The following is a 26,497-nucleotide window of genomic DNA, read 5'->3' on the forward strand; positions in this document are numbered from 1 at the left end:
GCCGGGTCAGTACCCTGCGTCGAGATCGACGACATTCTTCATCGGCGCGCCCGCCACGAACGCCCTCGCATTCTCCAGGAACAGTGAAGCGGCGCGCATGAACATCTTCGTCTGCGAGCGGCCGGAGAGGTGCATCGAGTGGATGACATTGGGCGCGGTCCAGAGCGGGTGATCGGCGGGGAGCGGTTCGGGCGTCACCACGTCGAGGAAGGCGCCGGCGATGCGGCGCTGTTCCAGCGCTTCGATGAGCGCGGGCTGGTCGACCATGTCGCCGCGCGCGATGTTGACCAGCCAGGCGCCGGGCTTCATCGCTGCCAGTTCATCCGCGCCGATCATCGCTGCGGTGGCGTCGGTCGACGGGGCGGCGAGAATGATCCAGTCAAAGTCGCCGAGTCGCGCGCGCCACTGATCGGGGGTCAGCGTGGCGCTGCGGCCGGAGCGGGTGACGCCGGTCACCGCGACCCCGAACGCCGCCAGCCGATCGCCGACCATCCGCCCGATCGTGCCATAGCCGATCACCAGCGCGCGGGTTTCGAACAGCTCGACCTTGCCTGGCGCATCGCCCGGCCATTCGCGGCGGTCGGCCATGCGGACGACCTGGTCGAACCGCTTGGCGGCGGCGAGCATTCCCATCACCGCATATTCGGCGACCGCGATGGCGTTGATGCCGGTGCCGTTGGTCAGGATCGTGCCACGCTCGCGCAGCAGCGCCGTGTCGAAACCGTCGATCCCGGCATAGATGGTCGAGAGCCATTTGAGCCGCGTTCCCGCCGCCGCGATCTCCCCGGTCCAGCCGGGGCGCTGCATATCGACCCAGCCGATATCGGCATCGGCGATCAGCGCCATTGCCTCCTCGCGGCTCGCGAACCAATGCGGCTCGATCCCATCGGGCAGGCCGGATTCGATCAGCGGGCGGGCCAGCGCGGGGAGAACGGCCTTCAAAGTTCGACCTTCCAGTCCCATCCCAGCGGGTCGCCGTCCATCACCTCGACGCCCGCGCCGAGCAGCTCGTCGCGGATCGCGTCGGATCGGGCGAAATCCTTTGCAGCGCGCGCTTCCTTGCGTTGCGCGAGGCGGGTTTCGATCTCTGCCTCTGTCACCATCGCGTCGCTGGGCCGGACGCGCAGGTCGGCGCGCGAAAGGTGGAGCAGGTCCAGCCCCAGCACTTCATCGAACTGGGCGAGCGTCATCAGCCGCGCTTCCTGCCCTAGCTTCTTGTCGGCCAGCAATTCTTCCAGCAACGGTAGTGCCCGGGGGGTGTTGAGGTCGTCCGACACCGCCGTATCGAGGCGTTCGAGATAGGTTCCGGCATCGCCGCCGCCCTTGCCGTCCGCCGCCCGAAACTTTTCGGCGGCAAGGACGAGACGACGCAGGCGAACCAGCGCAGCGACCAGGTTCTCGCCGCTGAATTCTAGCTCGGACCGGTAGTGCGCCGACAGGCACATCAGGCGATAGGCGAGGGGGTGGACGCCCTTCGCCACCAATGCGTCGAGCGTGGCGATCCCGCCCTTCGACTTCGACATCTTGCCGCCGCGATCGACCAGGAAATTATTGTGCATCCAGATCTTCGCGCCGGAATCGCCGCAGCGGCAATGCGCCTGGTTCTGCGCGATCTCGTTGACGTGATGGATTTCGCGATGGTCGATCCCGCCGGTGTGGATGTCGAAGGGCAGGCCGAGCAGCTCGGCGCTCATCACCGAACATTCGAGGTGCCAGCCCGGCGCGCCGCGGCCCCAGGGCGAATCCCACTCCATCTGGCGGCTCTCGCCCGGCGGGGTGGTGCGCCAGATCGCGAAATCCTGCGGGTGGCGCTTGCCCTCGACGTTCTCGATCCGGCCTTCTCCGGCATCGTCCTGCCCGCCCGACAGCTTTCCGTAATCCGGCACGGTCGAGCTGTCGAAATACAGGCCGCTGTCGAGCTGGTAGCAGTTCGCTTCGGCAAAGCCCTTGGCGAAGTCGATCATCTTCTCGACGTAATCGGTGGCCAGCGGCATGTGATCGGGCGTGCGGATGTTAAGGTCGCGCAGGTTGCGGCGAAACACATCGGCATAATGGCGGGAGATGTCCCACGCGCTCATCCCGCGCTTCTTCGCAGCCGCTTCCATCTTGTCCTCGCCTTCATCCGCGTCCGACGTCAGATGGCCGACATCGGTGATGTTGAGGACGTGAGTAAGGCGGTGTCCCTTCCACCGCAGCACGCGGCTGAGCGTGTCGGTAAAGACATAGGCGCGCAGATTGCCGAGATGCGGGTCGCTATAGACGGTCGGCCCGCACGAATAGACGCGCACGCCCCTCGCGGGGTCGATCGGCACGAACGGTTCGAGCGTGCGGGTGAGCGAATTATAGAAAGTGAGCGGGGCCGATGTCATGGCCCCGCCATAGCGCGGCGGTGACGGGGGTCAAAGCGCCTGCCGCCCGTTACGCCGCGAGCGGCTTGGCTTTCTCGCTGACCCGGAACGATCCGGCGCCAAAGCTGCCGCCATTGTTGATCGGCAGCGCCGTGGCGCAAAAGGCGCATTCGGCCGTCATTCGCCCGATCGACCAGTGCGACTGGCCGCATCCGGGGCAGACATTCTGTTCGCCCGGGCGAAAGGCAATGCGATAGCCGCTATTGGCCGCGGTGAAGGGGGTCGTGTCGTAAAACATCGTTTCGTCTCCAGACTTGACCGGTTCGACGCTCGGAATCCGGATTTGGTTCCGGACTCGGCACGAAGCGGTTTGCCCGTGTTGCGATTGTGCAACGGTCGGGCGGTCAGTCCAACGGACGGATTCGGTCGAGCACGGTATAGGCCATCACGGCGGTCGCGACGGCGGCGTTGAGGCTGTCGGCCTTGCCCAGCATCGGAATTTTGACGCGCAGATCGCACGCCTGCGCATAGGCGGGGGGCAGCCCCTGCGCCTCGTTTCCGGTCAGCAGGAACACAGGCGCGGCGAAATCGGGCGCGCGATAATCGACCGCGCCTTCCAGCGCCAGGCCGACCAACTGCCCGGGGCCGCCGCGCAGCCAGTCATGAAATTCCTCCCACGGCGCGCGGGCGATCGGAATCGTGAACAGCGCCCCCATGCTGGCGCGTACCGCCTCGACGCTGAACGGATCGACGCACTTGTCGATCAGGATCAATCCGCCGGCGCCGACCGCATCGGCGGTGCGCAATATGGTGCCGAGATTGCCTGGATCGCGCAGCCGCTCCGCGACGAGCCAGATCGGCGCTGCGGTGCGATCGATGCGGGCGAGATCGGTGGGCAGTTCGGCATAGACACCTACCACCGCGCCCGGATTGTCCTTGCCCGACAATTTGGAGAGGATGTCGCTGTCGGTCTGGATCACCTCGCCGCCTGCGACCTCCGTCGCGGCGATCAGTTGCTGTGCCAGCGGGTGCGTGTCATGCCCCTTGGCGAAGAACAGATAGGCGGGCAGATGCCCCGCCTCGCGCGCCTCGGTCAGGATGCGCAGCCCCTCGGCCAGAAACAGCCCCTCGTCGCGGCGATGCTTCTTGTCGCGTAAGGATCGGACCCGCTTGACCAGCGGATTGGAAAAGGCGGTTATTTCGCGCACCGACTCAATCCTCGCCGAAGCGATCCTCGACCAGTTCGACCAGCTTGAGCACCGCGTTCTCGGCGCCGTCGCCCGCCGCGCTGATCGTGATCGTATCGCCCATCGCGGCGCCCAGCATCATCAGCCCCATGATCGATGTGCCGGTGACGCAATTGCCGTCTTTCTCGACCGTCAGCTCGACCGGCTGGGTCGAGGCGAGGGTGACGAACTTGGCGCTGGCACGCGCGTGCAGCCCGCGGCGGTTACCGATCAGGACGGTCCGGCTGACGCGGCTCAAGCGGCAGCCTCGCCCAGCACTTCGGATGCGACGGTGATGTATTTGCGCCCCGCCTCGCGCGCAGCGGCGACCGCCTCGGTCACCTTCATCGTCTTGCGCGCCCCGCCCAGGCGAATCAGCATCGGCAGGTTGATGCCCGCAATCACCTCGACCTTGCCCGCTTCCATCAGCGAGATGGCGAGGTTCGACGGCGTTCCGCCGAACAGGTCGGTCAGCACGATGACGCCGCGGCCGCCATCGACCGCGATGATCGCCTTGGCGATGTCGGCGCGGCGGCCCTCCATATCGTCATCGGGGCCGATCGCGATCGTGGCGATCCGCTCCTGCCGTCCGACGACATGCTCCATCGCGACGACGAACTCCTCCGCGAGCCGCCCGTGCGTCACGAGTACCAGTCCAATCATGTCTTTACGCTTGTCCCATGCGGTTCATCTTGCACCTGGCGGGCCTTCTAGCGAGTCCTGCGGCGCGGTCTGCAAGTCACGATGCGTCACCGTGGGCGAAAATCCTGCCGCGTGCAACCGGGCAGCGACCCGTTCGGCGACGTGAACCGACCGGTGTCTCCCCCCGGTACAGCCGAAGGCGATGGTAACATAGGATTTTCCCTCCGCCTGATAGCGCGGAAGCAGCAATTCGATCAGTCCCTCGATCCGCTCCAGCGCCTCATCATAGGCGGGGTCGCCCGCGACATAGGCGGCCACATCCGGGTCCTTCCCGGTCCCCGGGCGCAGCGACTCGACCCAGTGTGGATTACGCAAAAACCGCATGTCGAAGACAAGGTCGGCGCCCGCCGGGATGCTGCGCGCAAAGCCGAACGACATGATGGACAGGACCGTTTCGCCAAGGCCGGGACCGGAGAACGTCTTGCGAATTTGCTGGGCGAGGTCGTTGGACGAGAGGTTGCTGGTGTCGATCACGCGGTTCGCCCAGCGGCGCAGCGGCTGGAGCAGGTCGCGCTCCCGGGTAATGCCGTCGCTCGCCGGGCGGTCGAGCGCGAGAGGATGGCGACGGCGCGTTTCCGAATAGCGCCGTTCCAGTTCAGCGCCCGAACAGTCGAGGAACAATGTTCCCATGTCATAGCCGCGCTCGTCGCGCAGCTTCTTGATGCGGCGCACGATGCTGTCGGCGTCGAAGGCGCGGGTGCGGGTGCCGATGCCGAAGGCGAGCGGGCGGTCGTCGCCGTCGCTGCCCTCGGGCGGCTCGGTGTCGAGCAGGCGATTGAGGAGGAGAAGGGGCAGGTTGTCGACCACCTCCCAGCCCAGATCCTCCAGCGTGCGCAACACGGTCGACTTGCCCGCACCCGACATGCCGGTGACGAGCAAAATCTGCTTGGGTCGCCGCTTGCTCATGTGGAGGGCGCCACAAGGTGCCGCAGCGCCAGCTCGACCTTGATCGGCGCGGAAGGCTCGAGCGCGGGAAGGACGACTTCGGGCACATCCACGCCGGCGATCCGGCGGGTGCGTGGCGCCTCGGGCATACGTGGTGGCGTTTCGACGATCGAGACGATCAGCGCGACCGGTGTGCGATCGGCATGGGGCATCGGGACGACGCCGATCCCGCGCACCTCGATCTTCCCCGCGATGGTCGCCGGGGCGCAGGCATGGAGCACGCCGTCGGTGCGCGCGCAGATCGTGTAATCGTCCGCGACGAGCAGCGCGCCGCGATCGATCAGGCGCAGCGCCAGATCGGACTTGCCCTCGCCCGAGCGGCCCTCGATCAGCACGGCGCGGCCATCGATCGCGACGCTGGTCGCATGGAGCGTTTCGGAGGAAAGGATCGCCACGGGTCTCTTATAGCCTCCGATAAGTCACGCAGGTTGCACCAGCGGCAAGCGCACCACGAATCGCGCGCCGTGCATCCGGTCCTCGCGCGATTCCACCCCGAGCGAGCCCTGATGGCCTTCGACGATGGTCCGCGCGATCGCAAGCCCTAGTCCCGAATGCTTGCCGAATTCCTCGCTTTCGGGACGGACCGAGTGGAAGCGGCGGAAGATCGCCTCGCGCGCCTCTTCCGGTACGCCGGGGCCTTCGTCCTCGACTCGCGCCTCCAGCATGTCGCCGCGCACTGCGAGCGAGAGCGCGACCGTTCCGCCTTCGGGCGAGAAGGAGATGGCGTTGTCGATCAGATTTTCGAACACCCGCTCCAGCCGCGCACCTTCGCCCATCACCATCGGCAGCATATCGACCGGACGGTCGAAGCGAAGCCGCACGCCGCGTTCGACCCCGCGCGTCTCATGCTGCGCGATCAGTCCGGCGATCATTGCGGCGAGATCGATGGGATCGAATTTGGCGCGGGAGAGCTGCGCGTCGAGCCGCGACGCTTCGGAAATGTCGCTGATGAGCCGGTCGAGCCGCAGCACATCGTCGCGCACCACCGCCAGCAATTGCTCCTGAAGTGCGGGGTCGCGGATAGCGGCAAGGCTGTCCACCGCGGAGCGCAGCGAGGCGAGCGGGTTTTTCAGCTCGTGCGTCAGATCGGCGGCAAAGGCTTCGGTCGCGTCGATCCGCGCGCGCAGCGCGAGGCTCATGTCGGAGAGCGAGCGCGCGAGATGGCCGATCTCGTCGCGGCGTTCGGGCAGGCGCGGCACCACCACTTCGCGCGCGCGGCCAAGGCGTACCCGCACTGCTGCGCGCGCAAGCCGACGCAGTGGCCGCACGATGGTCCGCGCCAGGAACAACGACAGGAAGATCGACAGGCCGACCGCGACCCCCAGCACCACGCCGAGGCGGAACCGCTCGACCCGCACCGTCTGGGTGATGTCGCGCGCATTGACGGTGGTGAACACCGCGCCGTCGGGGCCGAACGGGGCGGCAGCGGTAATGACCGGGGTGCGGTCGGGCGCGCGCCACACGCTCGCGGTCGTTGCGCCGGTATCGAAAGCGGTGCGCAGGTCCGGCCACTCCAGCCCCTTGTCGGGAGCGCGTTCGCGGAATTGCGAGACGCGGTCGGCGCCCGCCACCTTGTCGATCACCGCGTCGAGGAAGCGCGCGGCGGTCTGGTTCCACGGGTCCTTGTCGGGATCGCGCAGCACGACATTGGCAAGCCCCATCGCGCGCGTATCGAGCTGTACGCGACCGGCGCGGTCATAGATGCGAATGCGGCTGCCGCTGGTCCGCGCAAGGCGCAGGATCAGCGCGTCGCGATCGATCTTTGGCGTAGAGGCGATCGCCTGCGCGATCAGCGTCGCCTCGCGGCTCGCCTGGGCGACGCGGCTGTCGACGATCCGCGCGCGATAGCTGTCGAGATAGAAGAACCCTCCGGCCAGCATCGCCAGCGCGAAGATGTTGACCGCCAGGATGCGCGGCGTGAGGCTGAGCCGCGCCGACCAGCGCAGCGCCAGATCCCGCTCGTCGCGCGAGGCGGCGGGCTTATTCGTCGGAGAAGCGATATCCGGCGCCATAAAGGGTCTCGATCGCGTCGAATTCGGGATCGACCTGCCGGAATTTGCGCCGCACCCGCTTGATATGGCTGTCGATGGTGCGGTCATCGACATAGATGTCGTCCTGATAGGCCGCGTCCATCAGCTGGTTGCGCGTCTTGACGATGCCGGGCCGTTGGGCGAGCGTTTCGAGGATCATGAACTCGGTGACGGTGAGCGTCACAGTGTCGCCCTTCCACGTCACCTTGTGCCGCGCCGGGTCCATCGTCAGCGGCCCGCGTTCGAGCACCGGCTGGACCTCCTGCGCCGGCTCCTCGCCGACGGGCGCGGCGAGCGCCTCGGTGCGGCGCAGGATCGCGCGGATACGGGCGATCAGCAGCCGCTGGCTGAACGGCTTGGCGATATAGTCGTCCGCCCCCATCGCCAACCCCAGCGCCTCGTCCAGCTCGTCGTCCTTGCTGGTGAGGAAGATCACCGGGATCTGGCTCTTTTCGCGCAGCCGGCGCAGCAGCTCCAGCCCGTCCATCTTCGGCATCTTGACGTCGAGCACCGCCAAATCGGGCGGATTATCGACCAGCGCCTTCAGCGCCGCCTCGCCATCGGAGTAAACGCGCGTCACAAAGCCCTCGGCCTGTAGCGCGATCGACACGGAGGTCAGGATGTTCCGGTCGTCATCGACGAGCGCGATCGTTGCGGTCATGGCGTGTGACTAGCGGAATGCGGGGCGGGGCTCAACGGGGCGCAGAAATGGGGCTGTGTCGGGTCCGCGCCGCATGTCGGCAACAGGTCAGCGTTGTCAGCCAAAAATAGAGGGTTAGCCTCCATTTGACACCGGTTACTGTTGTTGACCCCCCTTTTCGCCGCTGCCTATGCGCGACTCAATGCATAGGAATGCGGCCGCTGCGGCGGACTGCGACGAGGAGAGAGACGTGACGGATCGCACGCCGAAAATCGGCCTCGACGCGCTGGGCGTCGGGGCAGGGGCCACCATTCACTGGAACCTGCTGCCTGCGCAATTGGTCGAACATGCGGTGAAGCGGGACGAGGGCAGGCTCGCCAAGGACGGGCCGCTGGTCGTCGAAACCGGCAAGCACACCGGTCGCAGCGCCAAGGACAAGTTCATCGTCCGCGATGCCGAGACCGAGAATAGCGTGTGGTGGGGCAGCACCAATGTCGGGATGACGCCCGAGCATTTCGCGGCGCTCAAGGCTGATTTCCTCGCGTACCTTGGCACCAAGGACATTTTGTTCGTCCAGGACCTCTATGGCGGGTCGCAGCCCGAGCATCGCGTCAAGGTGCGGGTGGTTACCGAATATGCCTGGCACAGCCAGTTCATCCGCACCCTGTTGGTCCGCCCCGAGGCGCATGAGCTGAAGGATTTCGTCGCCGAATACACCATCATCGACCTGCCGAGCTTCCGCGCCGATCCGGCCAAACATGGCTGCCGCAGCGAGACGGTGATCGCGGTCAATTTGACCGAAAAGCTGATCCTGATCGGCGGCACCGCCTATGCCGGCGAGATGAAGAAGAGCGTGTTCGGCCTGCTCAACTATCTGCTCCCGCCAAAGGGCATCATGCCGATGCATTGTTCGGCCAATATCGGCCCGAACGGGGACACGGCGGTGTTCTTCGGCCTGTCGGGGACGGGCAAGACGACGCTGAGCGCCGATGCCAGCCGCACGCTGATCGGCGATGACGAACATGGCTGGTCCGATACCGCGGTCTTCAATTTCGAGGGCGGCTGCTACGCCAAGATGATCAACCTGTCGGCCGAGGCTGAGCCGGAGATTTTCGCGACCACCAAGCGCTTCGGCACGATTCTCGAAAATGTCGTGATGGAGGAGGAGACGCGCGAACTCGACTTCGACGACAACAGCCTGGCGGAGAATAGCCGAGGTTCCTACCCGCTCGATTTCATTCCCAATGCGTCGAAGGACAATCTGGGACCGGTACCCCGCAACATCATCTTCCTCACCGCCGACGCCTATGGTGTGCTGCCGCCGATCGCGAAGCTGACGCCGGAACAGGCGATGTATCACTTCCTCTCGGGCTATACCGCGCGTGTCGCCGGGACCGAGATCGGCGTGACCGAGCCGACCGCGACCTTCTCGACCTGTTTCGGCGCGCCGTTCATGCCGCGCCACCCGTCGGTCTATGGCAATTTGCTCAAGGAGCGGATCGCCAAGGGCGGCGTCGATTGCTGGCTGGTCAACACCGGCTGGAGCGGCGGCAAGGCGACGATGCCGGGGATCAAGCGGATGCCGATCCGCGTCACCCGCGCGCTGCTCAATGCTGCGCTCGACGGCAGCCTGAAATCGGCTGCGTTCCGTGAGGATCCCAATTTCGGCTTCATGGTTCCGGTCGAGGTGGCGGGAGTCGATCCCAACATGCTCGATCCGCGCGCGGCCTGGGCGGACAAGACCGCTTATGACGCGACCGCAGCGAAACTGGTCGATGAATTCGTTGCCAATTTCGCGCAGTTCGAAAGCCATGTCGATGAAGGGGTGCGGCAGGCTGCGCCCCGGGCGACCGAACCCGCCTGACCGGGCCGTGCGCATCCGCCGACGGACAGGTCGGCGGATGCGGCCATGGTTATTTCGCGCCGCGACCCTATATGGAAATGATCGTCGGCACATCGTTCCGTAGGCGCCGGCGACTGAGAGATTCTACGCGCTCCCGCTTACGATTCGGGGCGCTTGCACAATGGACCTCAACTACCTTCTTTATCGCCATCAGGTATCGCTGATGCGCGCCGAGGCTGCCGATTGCCTGTGTGCGCGACGCTCGCACCGCGATCTCGCGCGGGGCTATGCCCAGCGGATCGGCGCGCTTCGTGCCGCGCATGGCGCGGACACGATGCTGATGAGTGCGGCGTTTTGACCCCCGCAACCGCAGCCCCCACGCCAGAGACCGAGAAACCCCGTACCCGTCAGTTCCGGCGGCACAGTGACAAGCCGCGCCTGTCTCCGGAGGCCGCCGCGCGGCAGGGGCGGGCCGCGACGCTCGCATGGGAGCGGCTGCGCGACAGCGAGGCGGTCGTCGCCTTTCTCAACACGCATGACGACCGGCTTGGCGGGCGCCCGATCGACCTCGCGATCGCCGGTGACGATGGCCTCGCGGCGGTGGTGGCGCATCTCGACGCCCTCTATCCCCTCGGCTAGCCTGTCCGTCGGGCTTTCCCCTCAAGGAGTGGCGGACATGAGCATTTTCGACAGCATTCTGGGCCAAATCACTGGAAATGAGGGCGTCGCCAATCTGGCGGCCAAGGTCGGCCTCTCCCCCGAACATGTCGAATCGGCGATTCAGGCGCTGGCGAAACATCACCAGATGCAGGGCGACACCGCTGAGGGGGCCGCTGCCGCGACCGGGCTTCCCGTCGACAAGCTGCAGGAAATCATCGCCCAGATCGGCGGCGAAGGTTCGCTCGGCCGTTTCGCGACGATGCTGCAGCAGGATGGTGCGGGCGGGATCATGGGAATGCTGGATCGCGATGGCGACGGCAATCCGCTCAACGACCTGACGGGCATGGCTTCGGGCATTTTCGGAAAGAAATAACCCAAAGCCAGATTCCCCCGCATGACCGCCAACGCGATTCCGCTGCGTGAGGCTGTGCGGGTGTGGCTGCGCTCTCGTTCGGCGGACCGGTCGGGCAACCCAACGGCCTCTTCGCGCTGCGCGGGCAGGGCGAGGCGATCGTGCAGAAGGGCGCCGTCGAACGTGCCAAGGAGAATTTCGCCCGGGTGAAGACGCTGTGCGGCACCTTGCGCCGACGCCACCCGCCTCGCCGTCGCAATCGCCAAGGACCCGCCCGCGACCGCCACCGCGCAGGTCGTCCCGCCGCCCAAGGCCGAAGAGAAGAAAAACTAGCAAAAATCCTCCCCGGAACGGGGAGGGGGACCAGCCGCAGGCTGGTGGAGGGGGCCCGAGGCAAGGGATTCCACGGCCTCGCGCCCCCTGCACCACGCCGCTTCGCGTCGCGGTCCCCCTCCCCGTTCCGGGGAGGATTTAGTTTGACAGTGCCCGCGCCAGGCGCACAAACTCCGCGACGCTCACCGTCTCCGCGCGGCGGGTCGGATCGATGCCCAGCGCTTCCGCCGTCTCGACCGCGCCCGGAACGCCCTTCAAACTCTGCCGCAGCATCTTGCGCCGCTGGCCGAATGCGGCGGCGGTCAGTTTTTCCAGCACGCGGAATTGCACACCAGGCGGCTCGTCGCCCGGAACGATATGGACCACCGCCGACATCACCTTGGGCGGCGGGGTGAAGGCGCTGCGGTGGACCGGCATCGCGATCCGCGCGCTGCTGCGCCACTGGGCGAGGACGGCGAGGCGGCCATAATGATCGGTGCCCGGCGCCGCGACGATCCGCTCGGCGACTTCCTTCTGGAACATCAGCGTCAGGCTCGCCCACCACGGCTCCCAGTCCGCCGACAGCCAGCCGACCAGCAATGCGGTGCCGACATTATAGGGCAGGTTGGACGCGATGTGCGGCTTGCCTGCGAACAGCGCCGGGGCGTCCACCTCCAGCGCATCCCCCTCGATCACCCGTAACTGGCCGGGAAAGGCGTCGCCCAGTTCCGCCAGCGCGGGGATGCAGCGCCGGTCGCGCTCCACTGCGGTTACCTGTGCCCCCGCGCCGAGCAACGCGCGGGTGAGTCCGCCGGGGCCGGGGCCGACCTCGAACACCTCCTGCCCACTCAGGTCGCCGGGAACGCGTGCGATCCGATCGAGCAACTGCGAATCGAACAGGAAATTCTGACCCAGTGCCTTGCTGGCGGAGAGACCGTGCCTGCGGATGACCTCACGCAGCGGGGGAAGGGAGGTCACGCCGAAGTCGCGTCGTACTGAGCGCGATATTCCGCCGCCTGCGCGGCCATGCGGATCGCCGCGATCATCGCCCCCGGCTCGGCCTGATCGGTCCCGGCGATGCCGAATGCGGTGCCGTGATCGGGGGAGGTGCGGACGATCGGCAATCCCAGGGTCAGGTTAACGCCCTCGTCGAAATGCAGCGTCTTGAGCGGTACCAGCGCCTGATCGTGATAGAGGCAGATCGCCGCGTCATAGGTGGCGCGCGCGCGGGCGTGGAACATCGTGTCGGCGGCGAACGGCCCGGCGGCGTCGATCCCCTCGCTGCGCAGTTGTTCGATCGCGGGGATCAGGATGTCGATCTCCTCGCGTCCGATTGCGCCACCTTCGCCGGCATGGGGATTGAGGCCTGCAAAGGCGAGGCGTGGCGCGGCGATGCCGAAGTTGCGGGCGAGACCACGCGCGGTTGCCCGCGCCTTGGCCAGCACCAGACCGACGCTGATCGATGGCGCCACCTCGATCAGCGGGATGTGCGTCGTCACCGGCACCACCCGCAGCGTGGGCCCGGCGAGCATCATCACCGCATTGGCATGAGCGATTCCGCAGCGTTCGGCGACGAATTCGGTCTGGCCCGGATGGGTGAAGCCGATCCGGTACAGCTGCGCCTTGGATACCGGGCCGGTCACCAACCCGCCCGCCGCGCCCGACCGGGCAAGACCGGTGGCAAGCTCCAGGCTGTCGAGTGCGCAGCGCGCGCCTTCGATGTCAGGCGTACCGGGGACGATGTCGCCCGAACAGGCGACGGTCAGGACGGGCAGCGCCGTCTCGAATGCCCGGGCCGCCTCGTCCGGGCTGTCGATCCGCGCGACCGGCCCATTCCATACGCGCTCGACGGCCGCAGGATCCCCGACCGCGAAGAAGGGGGCGAGCGTGTGGAGCGCGCGGTTTGCCCATGCCTTGCCGACGATCTCCGGACCGATGCCGGCAGGATCGCCCATCGCGACCGCGAGCGGGCGCAGGGCGTTGCTCATCGCTCAGCGATACTCGATGATCGCGTCGCGGCGCAGATCGCGCAGCAAGCGCTGGGCGCGCAAATTGGTGCGCCGCTCCTCGATCTCGTCGCGTACCGCATCGGGCGAAGGCTGGTTCGATGCCTGCGCCTCGTCGCGACCGCACAGCACCAGCGCGCGTACCCCTTCGGTCGGCGATCCGAACGGTGGGGTCGCCTGGCCGATCTGAAGGCCGAGCACGATGTCCTGGAGCTGGGGCGGAAGATCGCGTGCGCGAACCGAGTCATTATCGACCACTTCGGCGCCCAGCGTCTCGGCCGCCTCGCCCACCGCGCCGCACCCGTTGGTGGATTTGAGCACGCCGGCGAACTCGGCGACCCGTGCCTGCGCCTGCGCCGGGGTAATCCCCGGCGGGAATTTGACGGTGATCTGACGCAGGCTGAGCTGCGCGTCGCGCGGGTCCGCCATCAGAACCTGGCGCTTGTCGACGAGATACAGGATCGAAAAGCCGCCCGGAACCTCGACCGGCCCGGCGACCTGACCGACCTGCATCTGCTGCGCCGCCTGAGCGAGGGGGGCAGGGAGCATTTCGGCGCGCACCCAGCCAAGGTCGCCGCCCTGGGCGCGCGTGGTCGCTTCGGAGAATTGCGCGAAATATTCGAACGGGCGACCCTGCTGCATCTGCTGGATCATCTGCTGCATCGCCTGGAACACCTCACCCGCGCGTTCGGGCGTGGCGGAGATATAGATCTCGCGCAGCTGGAATTCCTCGGTGCCCTTGGCGGCTTCGAGGCGTGCGATGATCGCATTCACTTCCTCGTCGCCGACATTGACGAACGGGCCGATGGTGCGGCGGATCAGGCTCTGCCACGCCAGTTCGCCCTCGATCTGCCGCTTGAACGAGCGTTCCGACGATCCGATCTCGCGCAGCCAGGTGCGCATCTCGTCAGGCGAGCGATTGTAGCGCCGCGCGATGCCCGCGAAGCTGCGCTCGATCTGTTCGGCGGGGATGCTGACATCCTTCGCCTTGGCTTCCTGGATCTGGATCGTTTCGTCGGTCAGCAGCCGAAGCACCTGAAGGCGCAGCTGATTCTGCTCTTCCGGTGTCAGCTTGAGCTGATTCAACGCCATGAACAGGTTGACGCGATGCTCCACATCGGTGCGCGTGATGACATAGCCATTCACGATCGCTGTGGGCTTGCGGATATTGGGATCGGCCTTGGCGAACAGCTGCAAATTCTGCGGCAGATTCAAATTGGCGGTCGACGGCACTTCGCTGTCGGCCACCGTCTGGGCGCCGATCGCGGTGCTGGCTGCGATACCGAATAAGAGAGCCGAGTAACGGCCGAAACGCGCGACTTTCGAGGTCATCTTCACCTGTGCCTGAAACGAATCCGATTTTGCGAACGGACGCCGTCTAATCGTCAATTGTGCCTGAACTGGGGCTTACATGAATTTCGTGGCCGCACCAGTGCGCCGGTACCCTGACCGAAACTAGCGTCCCAAATTCTTGAGCGCCAGCGTGAACAGGTACGAACTGCCCCGCCGCGCGTCGCCGGTCGACTGATAGTCGCGACGCCAGGTGAGACCCAGGCGGATACAGTCATCCTCATATTCCACGCCCAGCCGGTGGCGGATCGGCTCGAAGCCGTCGGCAAGCGAGGTTGGGTCTTCCTCCTTGTCGGTGAGGTCGATCACGGCGGAGCCAAAGGCGGACCAAAAGCGCGAAATCTGCACCCGCGCGCCGACCCGCGCCTCTTCCCGATCCTGCAAATCCTCCAGCGCGAAGCTGATATTGCGGTTGAGGCGCAGATAGCCGAGTGTGACGAAAGTTTCGCGCGATCCGACCGTGGCGTCGATCTCGTTGCGCCGGATCGCCAGATTGTCCTTGTCCAGCCGGTAACGATGGGTGAACGCGACAAAGTCGCGATACCGTACAACCGTGCGGCCGACGATGTCGGACAGCCGCCCGTCAAGTCCGGTCCCGTCGGGAAGGATCGCGGGGCGCGAGGTAAGGCGATAGCTCTGCCCGACATTGGCCTCGACCGACAGGCCGGGCAGGTACAGCGCATAATCGAGGCCGAAGGTGAAGCGGGTCGAATCCTCGAATCGGTCATATCCGGGGAATCGGTTGAGCGCGAAGAGGTTCGAATCCTCCAGATCGACCGAGCGTGCGTCCTCGTTGGGAACGTCGAAATTCTCAAGCTTCGGCGCGGCGACGATCTGGAAGCGCGGGGTGACCCGCTGGGTGCCGCCGAACGCCTCGCCGATCAGCGGCCATTTAAGGTCGAGCGCGAGCGCGCCGATCGCACGGGCGCGAAACCCCTCCAGCCCGCGATAGCTCGCGACCGTCGTCGCGAGCGTGTCCTGCGTGTTGTAGAGGTCGCCGCGGCCATAGGCGGTCAGCGTGACCTCCTGTCCCCAGGAGGTCAGCTTGCGCAGATCGTAGCGCAGCGACGTGAAGGCGCGCTGCGTATCCTGCCCCTGTCCCCGGCTGATGGCGAGGCTGTTCGCCTGAAGCTCGAACCGGCCGCCGGGGATCAGATTCTGGCCGAAGCGCAGGCGATAGTCGATCTCGGGCAGCGCGACCGGCTGAAGCCCCTGATTTTCGGTGGGGCGCAGCGTCTGGACGAACCAGCCATTGATCGAGAAATAGGAATCGCGATCGATCCGCTCGACGCGGACATTGTTGCGCAGCCGGTCGTCGCTCGAAATATCATAGCGGCGCAGGAAGGTGCGGTCGCTGGCAAGGCGAACCGACCCGCTCGCGCTCCAGTTCGGATCGAACTGGAAGCGTCCGGCGGCGTCGATATAACCGCGAAACGCATTCTCGCTCGATACGTCCGGGGTGGGCGAAACGAAATCGTCGCTGCGGCGGCTATAGGTGCCGTATCCGGTGATGCGAAACGCCCCCCGCTCCAGCAACTGCCGATATTCGGCCTGCACCATCGGCAGCGCGCCGGTGAAGATATGCGGGGTGACCGTCAGACCCTTGCTGGCGCCAAGGTCGAAATAATAGGGCAGCGCCACTTCGAATCCGTTGACCGAGTCATAGCGAATTTCGGGCGCGAGCAGGCCGCTGGCATTGTCGGTGCCAACCGAATGCGAGAAGACCGGCAGCGGCAGCGACGCGATCCCGAACAGCGAGACGCGCGCGCCGGTATAGCGGATGCGCTGCTTCGCCGGATCATAGACCACACGCACCGCAGTGATCTTCCACGACGGTTCCTTGGGACAATTGCCTGAATCGACGACGGCGCAGGGCGTGTACGCAGCGCGATCGACGCGGATCACGCCGCCATCGTCGCGCGTGCCGCGCTCGGCGGCGATCCGCCCGCCCTGTTCGAGCACGACGAGCATATTGTCGATCATGCCATCTCTGAGCGAATCGGTCAGTTCGATCCGGTCGCCATAGGCGGTGTCGCCCTCCGGATTGGTCACCGCAATGTCGCCCTCAGCGATCACCTGCCCGGTCTTGCGGTTCCACACCACCTTGTCGGCGCGCAGGCGGTTGCCGTCGCGGAACAGGCGGACATCGCCGGTGACTGTCACGACATCGCCGCTGGAATCATATTCGGCGAGATCGGCGGAGAACTGGATCTGGTTGGGATCGTCGGGCAACGGGGTTTCGGAGGGCGGCGGCGGCTCGACCGCACGGTCCTGCAAATCCTGCGCCCCCAGCGCGGCGGCGCCGGGCGCGAGGCACAGCGCGAGCGGCACGATCCCGGCGAGCAGCAGAGCCTTGCGCGTCACGACGTCCTTCTACCCCTTGTACAAACACTGCCCCGCGCAGGGCCGAACCAATCCGTTCCTTGGCCCTATCGCACCGCACGCGTCGCTTCGCAATCGCCACCCGCCGCTGCCGGGCTTTGCCCCATCGCATCCGCTTCCCTAGATAGGGCCGACTCGCCATAAGCGGTGATCCACAGGAACAGGAAGCTTCATGCAGGTAACATTTTCCGCCGCCCGCCCCGCCGATGCCGCGGTGCTCGCGCTCCCGGTCGAAAAGGACGGGCTGGACCGGATGCCCGGCGGCACGCTCGACGATGCCACGCTCGCGCTGGTGCGCGATGCCGCGCGTTCGGGCCGGTTCGAGGGCGAGGTCGGGTCGATCGCCGAAATATTCGTGCCGGGGAAGGATGGCGCGGATCGCGTGTTGCTGCTCGGCGTCGGTGCCGGGGGCGAGGCCGATTACGAGCGCGCGGGCGGTGCGCTGACCGCGCGCTTCCTGACTTCCGGCGTCACCGCGATCACGGTCGATTTCGCTGCGCTGGGCGGTGCCCCCACCGTGCGCGCCGTGGCTCGCTTCGCGGCCGCCGCAAAGCAGCGCGGCTGGCGCCATGATGCCTATCGCACCAAATTGACCGAAAAGCAGAAGCGGACGCTCGATACGCTGGTGCTCGCTGGCGCGCCCGAAGGCAGCGAGGATGCCTGGACGGCGCTCGCGGCGGTGACCGAGGGCATGGAACTGACCCGCACGCTCGTGTCTGAGCCGCCCAACATCCTCTACCCCGAGAGCTTCGTCGAGCGTTGCCGCCACCTCGCCGATCTCGGGGTCGAGATCACCGTGCTCGACCGCGCGGACATGGAGAAGCTGGGCATGGGCGCGCTGCTCGGCGTGGCGCAGGGTTCGCGTCGCGACGGCCGTCTGCTGGCGATGCGCTGGAACGGCAAGGATGCGGGTGACGTCGATGTCGCATTCGTCGGCAAGGGCGTGACGTTCGACACCGGCGGCATCTCGATCAAGCCGGCCGCCGGCATGGAAGACATGAAGTGGGACATGGGCGGCGCCGGTGCCGTCGCCGGCGCGATGAAGGCGCTCGCGCTGCGCAAGGCCAAGGTCAACGTGATCGGCGTGTGCGGCCTCGTCGAGAATATGCCCGACGGCAATGCCCAGCGTCCGGGCGACGTCGTCACGTCAATGTCGGGCCAGACGATCGAGGTCATCAACACCGACGCGGAGGGACGCCTCGTCCTGTGTGACGCGATCACCTGGGTTCAGAAAACCCACGGTCCCAAGACGATCGTCGATCTCGCGACGCTGACCGGGGCGATGATCATCGCGCTGGGCAACGAGCATGGCGGCCTGTTCTCGAACGACGATGGCCTTGCCGAACAATTGCTGACGGCGGGCCGCGCGACCGGCGATCATCTGTGGCGGTTCCCGCTCGGCGACGCCTACAACAAGCTGATCGACAGCCAGATCGCCGACATGAAGAATGTCGGACCCCGCGGCGCGGGGTCGATTACGGCCGCGCAGTTCATCCAGCGCTTCGTGGAACCCGGCATACGCTGGGCGCATCTCGACATCGCGGGCATGGTCTGGGCCGACAAGGCGGGGCCGAACTATGACAAGGGCGCAACCGGCTATGGCGTGCGCCTGCTCGACCGCTTCGTCCGCGACAATTTCGAGGGCTGAGCGGCGCTTATGCAGGTCGATTTCTACCACCTCACCGCGACCCCGCTGGAGCGTGCGCTCCCGGGGATCGCGGTGAAGGTGGTGGAAAGCGGCCAGCGGCTGCTGATCGTATCGGCCGACGCCGAGCAGCGCCGCCGGATCGACCAGCTGCTGTGGAGCTTTCGTCCCGAAAGCTTCCTGCCGCACGCCCAGGCCGGGGCCGGGAATGACAGCCTTCAGCCCGTCCTGATCGGCGAAGCGGTGGCCCCCGCCAATGGCGCGCGCCACGTCGCGCTGATCGACGGCGAATGGCGCGACGCGGCGCTCGCCTTCGACCGCGCCTTCCACTTTTTCGGCGAAGACAGCATCGGTGCGGCGCGGATCGCGTGGAAGGGACTCGCCGACCGCGACAGCGTCGAGCGCCGCTACTGGAAACAGGACGAAAACGGCCGCTGGGCACAGGCGGCGTGAAAAATCCTCCCCGGAACGGGGAGGGGGACCGCCGCCGCAGGCGGTGGTGGAGGGGCCCGAGGCAAGGGAGTCCGTTGCCTCGGGCCCCCTCCGTCAGCGCTACGCGCTGCCACCTCCCCGTGCCGGGGAGGATTGAACGGCCTTGCCACCACGCCCGCACCCGACTAGAGGCGCGCGCAATCCCATTCCCCATATGACAGGAGCCGCATGGCCATGGCCGTGACCCGTACCTTTTCGATCATCAAGCCCGATGCCACCCGCCGCAACCTGACCGGCGCGGTCACCAAGATGCTTGAGGAGGCCGGCCTGCGAGTCGTCGCCAGCAAGCGCATCCACATGACCCGCGAACAGGCCGAGGGCTTCTACGCGGTGCACAAGGAGCGCCCCTTCTTCGGCGAGCTGGTCGAATTCATGATCTCCGGCCCGGTCGTCGTGCAGGTGCTCGAGGGCGAGAACGCCATGCAGCGCAACCGCGACATCATGGGCGCGACCAACCCGGCCAATGCCGAGCCGGGCACGATCCGCGCCGAGCTGGCCGAATCGATCGAAGCAAACACCGTCCACGGTTCGGACAGCGAAGAAAATGCCGCGATCGAAATCGCCTATTTCTTCAAGCCGGAAGAAATCGTCGGCTGATCGATCCGATCATCTGACCAGACGAAACGGGCCGGGGGAAACCCCGGCCCGTTTTGGTTTTTAAGCAGGCCGGTGCCGCTTCGGCGCAGCCGACATGTTAATGCCACACCGCCGAGAGCGGATAGAGCGCGATCAGCCAGAGCAGGCACGCGATCACCACCGGCCGCTTGCGCACGAAAATCGCGATCAGGCTGACCGGGAAGAACGACAGGCTCAGGATCGCACTGCGCAGATCCAGCGCCGGGGACAGCAGCCAGAACACCAGCCCGATCAGCACCGCATTGCAGAACAGCAGCGCCCCCATCACCGTGCGGTAATTGCGCTCGAAATGCGCGTCGAGGTCGCTGTCGCGATCGACCGCATCGGGGAACACCAACGACGCCGCGACATAATAGACCGCCGTCACCAGAAACCCGCCGAACATCACCGGCCAGCTCAGCGGCAACTGGTCGCGCATCGCCCAGCCATACATCCAGAACGTCACGACATCGCACGACACGAACAGGCCCAGCAGCCCGGTCGACCAGCCGATCGTCCGGATCCCCCGCGCCTTGATCGCCCGCGTCAACCCGCCCAGCCCCTCGGCCAGGGCGAGGCCCAGGATCAGCCCGAACAGCGAAAAGATGAACTCAAACCCGCTCACGCCATGTCCCCCTGATGCCGTTCGTCAGGCGCGGGCGCGGGCCTGTCAATCCAAAGCTGAAAACCACCCGTGAGTTCAAGGCGATGCTATGCCGCCCGATCTACCCGCCCGGCTGCGCCCCCGGCTTCGCCCATAGCGCATTCAGCCGGGCACCCGCATCCTTGCCGACCCGATCCTCGCGCAGGATCAGCCCGCGCAGTTTCAGGGATCGGCCGAACACGCCCGGTTCGATCTCCCACACCAGATCGTAAATCGCCCGTTCCACCCGCGGGCCGCCCGCCCCGTCACAGCGACTTTCGATCAGGACGGGCAGGCGACCGCGCCGCCGATCGGGGCCGCCATCGGTCAGCGCCAATAAGGGCTTGGCAATCCAGGCGGCCTGGAAGACATGCACCGTCACCGTAAATTGCGATTCGACTCCCAGCGCAGGGGGAAAGCGGATGTCGGTCGCCTGCAGCGCGCATTCGACCCCCTTGAACGCCAGCGTATCGCCGCCGGCATCGGTCGCGATCAGCCCGACGCGGCGGCGGGTCGCCTCGGCCTCCGCCCGCGCCGCCGCCTGTTCGGCAGCGCGCGTAGCGGCGGCATCGCGGCGTTCGGACCAGCCATTCCACAAGGTCAGCCCCGCGATCACCACGCCCGCGACCGCAACCAGTTCGCCGATCGTCAGCCAGCGGCGACGCATCGCCTGTCGCTCGGCCTTTTCGGCCTGATCTTCACGTGTTTCGGGTAGAGTCTCGGTCATGCCGTCGACTTACCCTGTCGAGCAGGCGGCGTCACCGCCCCGGCAGCATGATCGTCGCGCACAGCCCGCCGCCCTCGCGGTTCGCCAGCGTGATGTCGCCTCCCGCCTCGCGCACGATCGCTCGCGCCAGCGTCAGGCCCAGGCCCACGCCGCCGGTGGTGCGGTTGCGCGATGGATCAAGCCGGGTGAAGGGGTCGAACACCGCCGCAATCTGCTCCGCCGGAATGCCCGGGCCGCGATCGGCGACCTCGATCCGCACGCCGACCGCGTCGTGGCGCAGCGTCACTTCGGCGCCATCGGCATATTTCACCGCATTCTCGATCAGGTTGCGCACCGCGCGGCGCATCAGCGAAGGGCGGATGCGCAGGATGAGGCGGTTGCCGTCCTCATAGTCGACGGGATGGCCGAGGTCGCGGAAATCGTCCACAACCGCATCGATCAGCGCCGACAGGTCGGTCTCGGTCGGCGCCTCGCTCGGTCGGCCCAGCCGCGCGAGGCTAAGAATGTCGTCGAGCGTGCGGTTCATCTCGTCGATCGTGTCGGCCATGCGCGCACGATCCTCGTCATCCTCGACCGACTCGATCCGCACGCGCAGCGCGGCCAGCGGGGTGCGCAGGTCATGTCCGATCGCGCCCAGCATCTGGTCCTTTTCGTCCAGCATCGCGGTGACGCGGCTGCTCATCAGATTGTAGGCAGCGATCACCGCGCGCACATCCCCCGGCCCGCGTTCCTCGATCGGGGACGAGGCGGTGGCGGGGCTGAAATCGCGCGCCGCAGCGGCGAGCGAGCGTAGCGGTCGCGCGACACGGTGGCCGAGCCACAACACCGGCACCAGCACAATCGCGTAGATGATCAGGGTCTGAAGGATCAGGCGCCAGATGATGTCGCGGTCGCTGAACGGCCAGCCTGACTTGAGCACCAGCCAGCCCCGCCCGGGCAGTTCGACGGCGACGATCAGTTCACCGCCCAGTCGCTTCATCCGCTGTGCGCGCAACGCGTTCATCCGGACGAACCGCGGGTCGGTTTCGGAGATGCGGTCGAGCCCGGTCACGATCGCACCGGCCTGAATGCCCGCTTCCGCCAGTGCCTGCCGTATTCCGTCCTCAACGTCGGGCTTGCGGCGCAGCCCGGGCGGGATCGGGTTGCGAGGCTCGAGCCGCAGCCGCGCCCGGCGCTGGTCGGGCGGTTCGCGGAAGCGGCCGTCGCGGATTCGCTCAGCGGCATCCACCACCCGCGTGATGGCGGGGGCGGTCACCTGCTCGAACCGCAGCGACCGCCGCTCGCGCAGCAACAACGCAAAGTTGATCGCCTGCGCGACGAACAGCGCCAGCGCGACCATCAGCGCGATCTGCCCGGTCAGGCTGCGGGGCAGGAACCGCCTCATCGCCGCGTCACAGCCGCGTCACGTCGCTCGCCAGCGTGTAGCCGCCGCCCCACACGGTTTTGATGAGGCTGGGGTTCTTGGCATCCGGCTCGATCTTCTTGCGCAACCGGCTGACCTGATTGTCGATCGCGCGGTCGAACGCCGCCGCCTCGCGCCCTTGGGTCAGGTCGAGCAGCTGGTCGCGGGTAAGCACCGCGCGCGGCCGCATCACCAGCGCGAGCAGAAGGTTATACTCACCGGTCGACAGCGGTACCGACACGCCGTCGCGATCCACGAGCGCGCGCTCGCCGGTCTTGAGCACCCAGCCCGAAAAAGCATAGCTGCCGCTTTCGGGCGCGTGCTGGCGTGTGCCACCCGCCTGCATCCGGCGCAGCACCACCTTGATCCGCGCGGCGAGTTCGCGGGGGGAGAAGGGCTTCACGACATAATCGTCCGCGCCCATTTCCAGCCCGACGATGCGGTCGGTTTCCTCGCTCTTCGCGGTGAGCAGGATAACCGGCGTTTCGCTGGTCGCGCGGATATGGCGGCACAGGCTCAGGCCATCTTCGCCCGGCATCATGATGTCGAGCACGACCAGGTCGATCGAATAGGCCGAAAGGCGCGCGCGCGCCGCCTCCGCATCGCCGACCTGGGTTACGCGAAACCCCTGTTTGGTGAGATATTGCGCGAGCGGCTCGCGGATCGAGCGCTCGTCATCGACGAGCAGCAAATGCGGGGTCTCGGCAGTCATCTCGCCGGAATTAGCAGATTCCGCCCGCGCGGGAAGTGCCGGGCGGGCACGGAGGAGGTCGTCGGTCCCGCCCGGCATCGCCGTCACTCGCCCTGGGGGGAGGGCGGGGGCGGCGTGTTTCCGCGACGCTCGCGCATCGTCTTCATCTTCTCGCGCGCCTTGTCGCGTTGCGCTTGCATCTCGGCGGCGTCGATCCGGCCGTCGCTATTGGTGTCGAGCTTGGCGAAGCGCTGGGCCGACATCGCGTCGAATTCGGCGCGGGTGATGACCCCGTCCTTGTTGGCGTCGGCCATCATCATGCCGCCGCCGCGCCCGCCGCGCATCGCTCTGGGCTTGCCGCGACCTTCGCCGCGCTTGCCCCAACCGACTTTACCCATGGCCTTGCGGCCTTCGCCCGCCTCGATTGTGCCATCCTTGTCGGCGTCCATCCGGGCAAAGCGCGCCTCGACCATTGCACGGTTTTCGGCCTTGCTGATCAGCCCGTCGCCATTGGTGTCGACGCGCGTCATCATCCGTTCGCCCATATCGCCGCCGCCGCGACGGCCGCCGGGCATGAAGTCCTGCAACTCGCCGCCCTTGCGCTCGGCCATAGCCTTGCGTGCGGCGGCCATTCCGGCCTTGCGCTCTTCGGCGCTCAACTGGCCATCCTTGTTGGTGTCGAGACGATCGAACCGCGCATCGGCGCGCGCCAGCATTTGCGCCTTGGTGATCGGCGCCTTGGGCGGGGCGGGGGTCTGGGTCTGGGTCGCGATCGCGACGCCTGCGGTCAGCATGGCGCCGATCGCCGCTGCAGTAAGAAACTGTTTCATCGGTGGCTCCTGTCAGGCGGCAAGGGGCAGCCGCTATGTGCCCCTTCTGAACGCCGCCTGTCGCAGCCATTTGTCAGCGCGACAGGAAGTTGTCGCAAAGTGTGTCGTGGGGCACGCTATTCCTCCCCTGAGCTCGCTCAGGAGAGGGGGACCGCCCGCGAAGCGGGTGGTGGAGGGGCGGCTGCGCAGACAGCCGTGAGCAGCTCGGCAAAATTCCGCCGTCTTCGCGGCGGCCCCTCCGCCATTGCTGCGCAATGCCACCTCCCCTGCTGGGCAGGGGAGGAATTGAAAGCTACCCGAAAATCGCCACTCCCTGCATCCCCTCCGCCACCAGCGTCCCGTCCGCCGCCCACATCCGCATCGTCTGGCTCGAATAGCCACCGCGCGCGCTGTCGGTTTCCGCCGCCAGCAGCCACCAGCCATCCTGCGTCACCGGCGCAGGCTGAAGGATATTGACCTGCCAGGTCAGCGACGACAGCGGCGTCATCTTCGCGAACAGCTTGAACGCTGCGGGGGGCAGCGCATCGCCCATCGCCATCAGTTCGATTTCCGGGTCCAGCCCGGCGCGGTCGATCAGCCGCCCCCAGCGCAGCCACTGCGTCGGCCCGGCCTCGGCCTTCAGGTCGAAAAAGTTGAAATTGCCGGTGAAAAACTCCTTGGGACCGGTGTAGAGTTCGGCATCGGCGGGCGGCGGCGCATGGCGCGCGGAGGCGGTGCCGTCATGATCGATCGCAGACGGAAGCTGCGCCATGAACACGAAGGTCGTGCGCAGCCCCAGCCCCGCCTCGCTCACGATGTCCGCCTGGACAAATGCCGCATTGCGCCCCCGCCGCAGCTTGGTCGCGGTCACGCTCACCGGCCCCGCCAGCGGTCCGACAAACGCCACCTGCGCCGACCGCAGCGGCGGCAGGTCCGGCTCGACCTGCTTCGCAGCCGCCAGCGCCAGCGCCGACGACAGCCCGCCATAGGCCGTCCGCCCCTGCAACCAGTTGGACGGAATCTTGGTGGTAAAGCCGCTCTCGGTCGGCACCGCATCGGCCAGCAATTGCGGAAGCGAAGTCATGCCGGGGTCTTCTCCACATAAAGGTCGCGCAATTCGCGTTTCAGCACCTTGCCGATCGCGCTGCGCGGCAAGTCGTCGATCGCGACCAGATCGGCCAGCCGTTGGGTCTTGCCCAAGGTCGCATTGACCGCCGCCAGGATCTCACCCGCCGGGGTCGCGTCGGCGGGGACATAGAAGCCGACCGGCGTCTCCCCCCATTGCTCCGACGGCACCCCCACCACCGCGCAATCGCGCACGCCGGGATGCTGGCGCAACTCCGCCTCCAGATCGCTCGGATAGATGTTGAACCCCCCGGAGATGATCAGGTCCTTCTTGCGGTCCATCAGAATCAGGAAGCCGTCCGCGTCGAACCGTCCGACATCGCCATGGCGGATGAAGCGATTACCCTGCGCATCGAACCATTCCGCCTCCGACGTCGCCCGTTTGCGTCCGTGATAGCCCGACATCATCGCCCCGCTACGCCCGACGACTTCGCCCATCTCGCCCCGCGCCACCTCGCGCCCGTCCTCGTCGATCAGGCGGATGTCATGCCCCGGCGCGGGCTGGCCCACCGTGTGCAGCTTGTCGGGATGCGCGCTCGCATTGAGGATGCAGGTGCCGCCCCCCTCCGTCATCCCATAATATTCGACCAGCAGCCCCGGCCAGCGCGCCACGACATCGGCCTTCAGCGCGGCGGAAAAGGGCGCGCTGGTGCAGGTCTTCAGCCGAAAGCTCGACAGGTCGAACGCATCGAAATCGGGCAGCGCCATGATCCGTTGATATTGCACCGGCACCAGCATCGCGTGCGTGGCCTGATGCCGCTCCGCCGCTTCCAGAAAGCCGCGCGCGTCGAACTTGCCCAGCAGCACGACAGTGCCGCCCCAGGCAAGCGTCGGGATAAAGCTGACCAAGGTCGTGTTGGAATAGAGCGGCGTCGCGATCATCGTCACCGCATCGGCAAAGCCGGCCGCATCGCCGCGCGCGATATGTTCCCAACGCATCGCATGGGGCTGGACGATCCCTTTGGGCGTGCCCGTCGTTCCGCTAGAATAGATGATGTTGAACGGATCCTCGGGCAGCAGTTCGACGGGGGAGGGCGCACCGACATCCGCGAGCCACGCACCCAACGCCTCAGCGTCCAGCAGCACCCGCCGCGCCGCCACCGTGCGGTCGCCCAGCGTTGCCACAGCATCGGCATCGAGGAACACCACCCCCGCGCCGCTATCCGCGATCATCGCCGCCATCTGATCCCCGGTAGAGGAGGGCGCAATCGGCGCAGGAGCCCCGCCCGCACGGATCGCGCCCAGAAACACCGCAGCATAGTCGACGCTCATCGCCCCGACGATCGCTACTGCTTGCCCCTTGGCTAGCCCATCGCGCTGCAACGCCGCCGCAATCGCGTCCATCCGCGCGTCGATCTGCGCATAGCTTAGTGCCTCGTCGCCATGCACTACCGCCAGCTTGTTCGCTTGGTTGCGCGCATGGGCGGCGATAAGCTCGGGTAAGGTCCCGAACGACCGGGCCAGGATCTCCGTCGCTGTCTGCATCCCAACTCCTCGATTCGGATCAACTGCTATGCGAAACCGCCATTGGCTGCCATACGCGATCTTCGAA

General features: G+C 66.6%; 28 protein-coding genes. 7 read left to right on the forward strand and 21 right to left on the reverse strand.

Going from position 1 to position 26,497, the window contains the following annotated elements; genetic code table 11:
* Positions 1-6 precede the first annotated feature (6 nt).
* From FPZ54_RS18860 to FPZ54_RS18905, 10 genes are all read right to left on the reverse strand, one after another.
* Positions 7-942, reverse strand: coding sequence for a D-2-hydroxyacid dehydrogenase (locus FPZ54_RS18860; RefSeq protein ID WP_145849340.1), 936 nt, complete (start codon positions 940-942; stop codon positions 7-9).
* Positions 939-2,369 carry a cysteine--tRNA ligase gene (gene cysS, locus FPZ54_RS18865; protein ID WP_145849341.1) on the reverse strand — a complete coding sequence of 477 codons (1,431 nt, stop codon included), beginning with the start codon at positions 2,367-2,369 and terminating at the stop codon, positions 939-941. The genes FPZ54_RS18860 and cysS overlap by 4 nt, the downstream gene beginning before the upstream one ends.
* A gap of 49 nt (positions 2,370-2,418) precedes the next feature.
* Positions 2,419-2,646, reverse strand: coding sequence for a hypothetical protein (locus FPZ54_RS18870; protein WP_145849342.1), 228 nt, complete (start codon positions 2,644-2,646; stop codon positions 2,419-2,421).
* Between the two features lie 106 nt (positions 2,647-2,752).
* Entirely contained in the window at positions 2,753-3,556 is an 804-nt protein-coding gene (locus FPZ54_RS18875) for a TrmH family RNA methyltransferase (RefSeq protein WP_145849343.1), read from the reverse strand.
* 4 nt (positions 3,557-3,560) lie between these two features.
* Positions 3,561-3,833, reverse strand: coding sequence for an HPr family phosphocarrier protein (locus FPZ54_RS18880; RefSeq protein WP_145849344.1), 273 nt, complete (start codon positions 3,831-3,833; stop codon positions 3,561-3,563).
* Positions 3,830-4,237, reverse strand: coding sequence for a PTS sugar transporter subunit IIA (locus FPZ54_RS18885; protein ID WP_145849345.1), 408 nt, complete (start codon positions 4,235-4,237; stop codon positions 3,830-3,832). Before FPZ54_RS18885 ends, FPZ54_RS18880 begins: the two co-directional genes overlap by 4 nt.
* Positions 4,238-4,261: 24 nt before the next feature.
* The gene (rapZ, locus tag FPZ54_RS18890) at positions 4,262-5,182 is read right to left on the reverse strand and encodes an RNase adapter RapZ (protein WP_145849346.1); all 921 of its coding nucleotides are present in this window, start codon (positions 5,180-5,182) and stop codon (positions 4,262-4,264) included.
* On the reverse strand, positions 5,179-5,616 hold the full coding sequence (locus FPZ54_RS18895; RefSeq protein WP_422396547.1) for an HPr kinase/phosphorylase: 438 nt from the start codon (positions 5,614-5,616) through the stop codon (positions 5,179-5,181). Before FPZ54_RS18895 ends, rapZ begins: the two co-directional genes overlap by 4 nt.
* A gap of 24 nt (positions 5,617-5,640) precedes the next feature.
* Positions 5,641-7,233, reverse strand: a complete 1,593-nt coding sequence (locus tag FPZ54_RS18900) for a sensor histidine kinase (protein WP_145849347.1) — start codon at positions 7,231-7,233, stop codon at positions 5,641-5,643.
* A complete protein-coding gene (locus FPZ54_RS18905) occupies positions 7,202-7,912 on the reverse strand; it encodes a response regulator transcription factor (protein WP_145849348.1) in 711 nt (236 codons plus the stop codon). The genes FPZ54_RS18900 and FPZ54_RS18905 overlap by 32 nt, the downstream gene beginning before the upstream one ends.
* Positions 7,913-8,141: 229 nt before the next feature.
* On the opposite strand from FPZ54_RS18905, the gene FPZ54_RS18910 reads away from it, so the two are divergent.
* From FPZ54_RS18910 to FPZ54_RS18920, 4 genes are all read left to right on the forward strand, one after another.
* Positions 8,142-9,755, forward strand: a complete 1,614-nt coding sequence (locus FPZ54_RS18910) for a phosphoenolpyruvate carboxykinase (RefSeq protein ID WP_239019643.1) — start codon at positions 8,142-8,144, stop codon at positions 9,753-9,755.
* Between the two features lie 160 nt (positions 9,756-9,915).
* Positions 9,916-10,092 carry a hypothetical protein gene (locus tag FPZ54_RS19995; RefSeq protein ID WP_186456844.1) on the forward strand — a complete coding sequence of 59 codons (177 nt, stop codon included), beginning with the start codon at positions 9,916-9,918 and terminating at the stop codon, positions 10,090-10,092.
* Positions 10,089-10,373, forward strand: a complete 285-nt coding sequence (locus tag FPZ54_RS18915; protein WP_145849350.1) for an antitoxin Xre/MbcA/ParS toxin-binding domain-containing protein — start codon at positions 10,089-10,091, stop codon at positions 10,371-10,373. The genes FPZ54_RS19995 and FPZ54_RS18915 overlap by 4 nt, the downstream gene beginning before the upstream one ends.
* A gap of 37 nt (positions 10,374-10,410) precedes the next feature.
* The gene (locus tag FPZ54_RS18920; protein ID WP_145849351.1) at positions 10,411-10,767 is read left to right on the forward strand and encodes a hypothetical protein; all 357 of its coding nucleotides are present in this window, start codon (positions 10,411-10,413) and stop codon (positions 10,765-10,767) included.
* Positions 10,768-11,217: 450 nt separating this feature from the next.
* Here the strand turns inward: FPZ54_RS18920 and rsmA are convergent, their stop codons facing one another.
* From rsmA to FPZ54_RS18940, 4 genes are all read right to left on the reverse strand, one after another.
* Positions 11,218-12,036 carry a 16S rRNA (adenine(1518)-N(6)/adenine(1519)-N(6))-dimethyltransferase RsmA gene (gene rsmA / locus FPZ54_RS18925; RefSeq protein ID WP_145849352.1) on the reverse strand — a complete coding sequence of 273 codons (819 nt, stop codon included), beginning with the start codon at positions 12,034-12,036 and terminating at the stop codon, positions 11,218-11,220.
* The gene (gene pdxA / locus FPZ54_RS18930; RefSeq protein ID WP_145849353.1) at positions 12,033-13,046 is read right to left on the reverse strand and encodes a 4-hydroxythreonine-4-phosphate dehydrogenase PdxA; all 1,014 of its coding nucleotides are present in this window, start codon (positions 13,044-13,046) and stop codon (positions 12,033-12,035) included. Before pdxA ends, rsmA begins: the two co-directional genes overlap by 4 nt.
* 3 nt (positions 13,047-13,049) lie before the next feature.
* The gene (locus FPZ54_RS18935; RefSeq protein WP_145849354.1) at positions 13,050-14,396 is read right to left on the reverse strand and encodes a peptidylprolyl isomerase; all 1,347 of its coding nucleotides are present in this window, start codon (positions 14,394-14,396) and stop codon (positions 13,050-13,052) included.
* Positions 14,397-14,519: 123 nt separating this feature from the next.
* Positions 14,520-16,778, reverse strand: coding sequence for an LPS-assembly protein LptD (locus FPZ54_RS18940; protein WP_422396548.1), 2,259 nt, complete (start codon positions 16,776-16,778; stop codon positions 14,520-14,522).
* 190 nt (positions 16,779-16,968) lie between these two features.
* Here FPZ54_RS18940 and FPZ54_RS18945 point away from each other — a divergent pair, with 190 nt between their 5' ends.
* The 3 genes from FPZ54_RS18945 (at position 16,969) to ndk (ending at position 19,530) form a co-directional block, all read left to right on the forward strand.
* Entirely contained in the window at positions 16,969-18,444 is a 1,476-nt protein-coding gene (locus tag FPZ54_RS18945; protein WP_145849355.1) for a leucyl aminopeptidase, read from the forward strand.
* A 9-nt stretch (positions 18,445-18,453) separates the two neighbouring features.
* Positions 18,454-18,894: a DNA polymerase III subunit chi gene (locus FPZ54_RS18950; protein ID WP_145849356.1), complete on the forward strand. Its 441-nt coding sequence runs from the start codon at positions 18,454-18,456 to the stop codon at positions 18,892-18,894.
* A 213-nt stretch (positions 18,895-19,107) separates the two neighbouring features.
* On the forward strand, positions 19,108-19,530 hold the full coding sequence (gene ndk, locus FPZ54_RS18955) for a nucleoside-diphosphate kinase (RefSeq protein WP_066664385.1): 423 nt from the start codon (positions 19,108-19,110) through the stop codon (positions 19,528-19,530).
* A gap of 97 nt (positions 19,531-19,627) precedes the next feature.
* Here ndk and FPZ54_RS18960 read toward each other — a convergent pair whose 3' ends face one another.
* The 7 genes from FPZ54_RS18960 to FPZ54_RS18990 form a co-directional block, all read right to left on the reverse strand.
* Complete coding sequence (locus FPZ54_RS18960) at positions 19,628-20,173, reverse strand: hypothetical protein (protein ID WP_145849357.1); 546 nt, start codon at positions 20,171-20,173, stop codon at positions 19,628-19,630.
* Between the two features lie 100 nt (positions 20,174-20,273).
* Complete coding sequence (locus FPZ54_RS18965; protein ID WP_145849358.1) at positions 20,274-20,918, reverse strand: hypothetical protein; 645 nt, start codon at positions 20,916-20,918, stop codon at positions 20,274-20,276.
* A 31-nt stretch (positions 20,919-20,949) separates the two neighbouring features.
* The gene (locus FPZ54_RS18970) at positions 20,950-22,302 is read right to left on the reverse strand and encodes a sensor histidine kinase (RefSeq protein WP_145849359.1); all 1,353 of its coding nucleotides are present in this window, start codon (positions 22,300-22,302) and stop codon (positions 20,950-20,952) included.
* Between the two features lie 7 nt (positions 22,303-22,309).
* On the reverse strand, positions 22,310-23,032 hold the full coding sequence (locus FPZ54_RS18975; protein WP_145849360.1) for a response regulator: 723 nt from the start codon (positions 23,030-23,032) through the stop codon (positions 22,310-22,312).
* A gap of 83 nt (positions 23,033-23,115) precedes the next feature.
* Positions 23,116-23,841, reverse strand: a complete 726-nt coding sequence (locus tag FPZ54_RS18980) for a hypothetical protein (protein WP_145849361.1) — start codon at positions 23,839-23,841, stop codon at positions 23,116-23,118.
* Positions 23,842-24,133: 292 nt separating this feature from the next.
* Complete coding sequence (locus FPZ54_RS18985) at positions 24,134-24,904, reverse strand: thioesterase family protein (RefSeq protein ID WP_145849362.1); 771 nt, start codon at positions 24,902-24,904, stop codon at positions 24,134-24,136.
* The gene (locus tag FPZ54_RS18990) at positions 24,901-26,430 is read right to left on the reverse strand and encodes a class I adenylate-forming enzyme family protein (RefSeq protein WP_145849363.1); all 1,530 of its coding nucleotides are present in this window, start codon (positions 26,428-26,430) and stop codon (positions 24,901-24,903) included. Before FPZ54_RS18990 ends, FPZ54_RS18985 begins: the two co-directional genes overlap by 4 nt.
* Between the last annotated feature and the right edge of the window lie 67 nt (positions 26,431-26,497).

The sequence above is a fragment of the Sphingomonas suaedae genome (genome assembly GCF_007833215.1).
Taxonomy (GTDB): domain Bacteria; phylum Pseudomonadota; class Alphaproteobacteria; order Sphingomonadales; family Sphingomonadaceae; genus Sphingomonas; species Sphingomonas suaedae.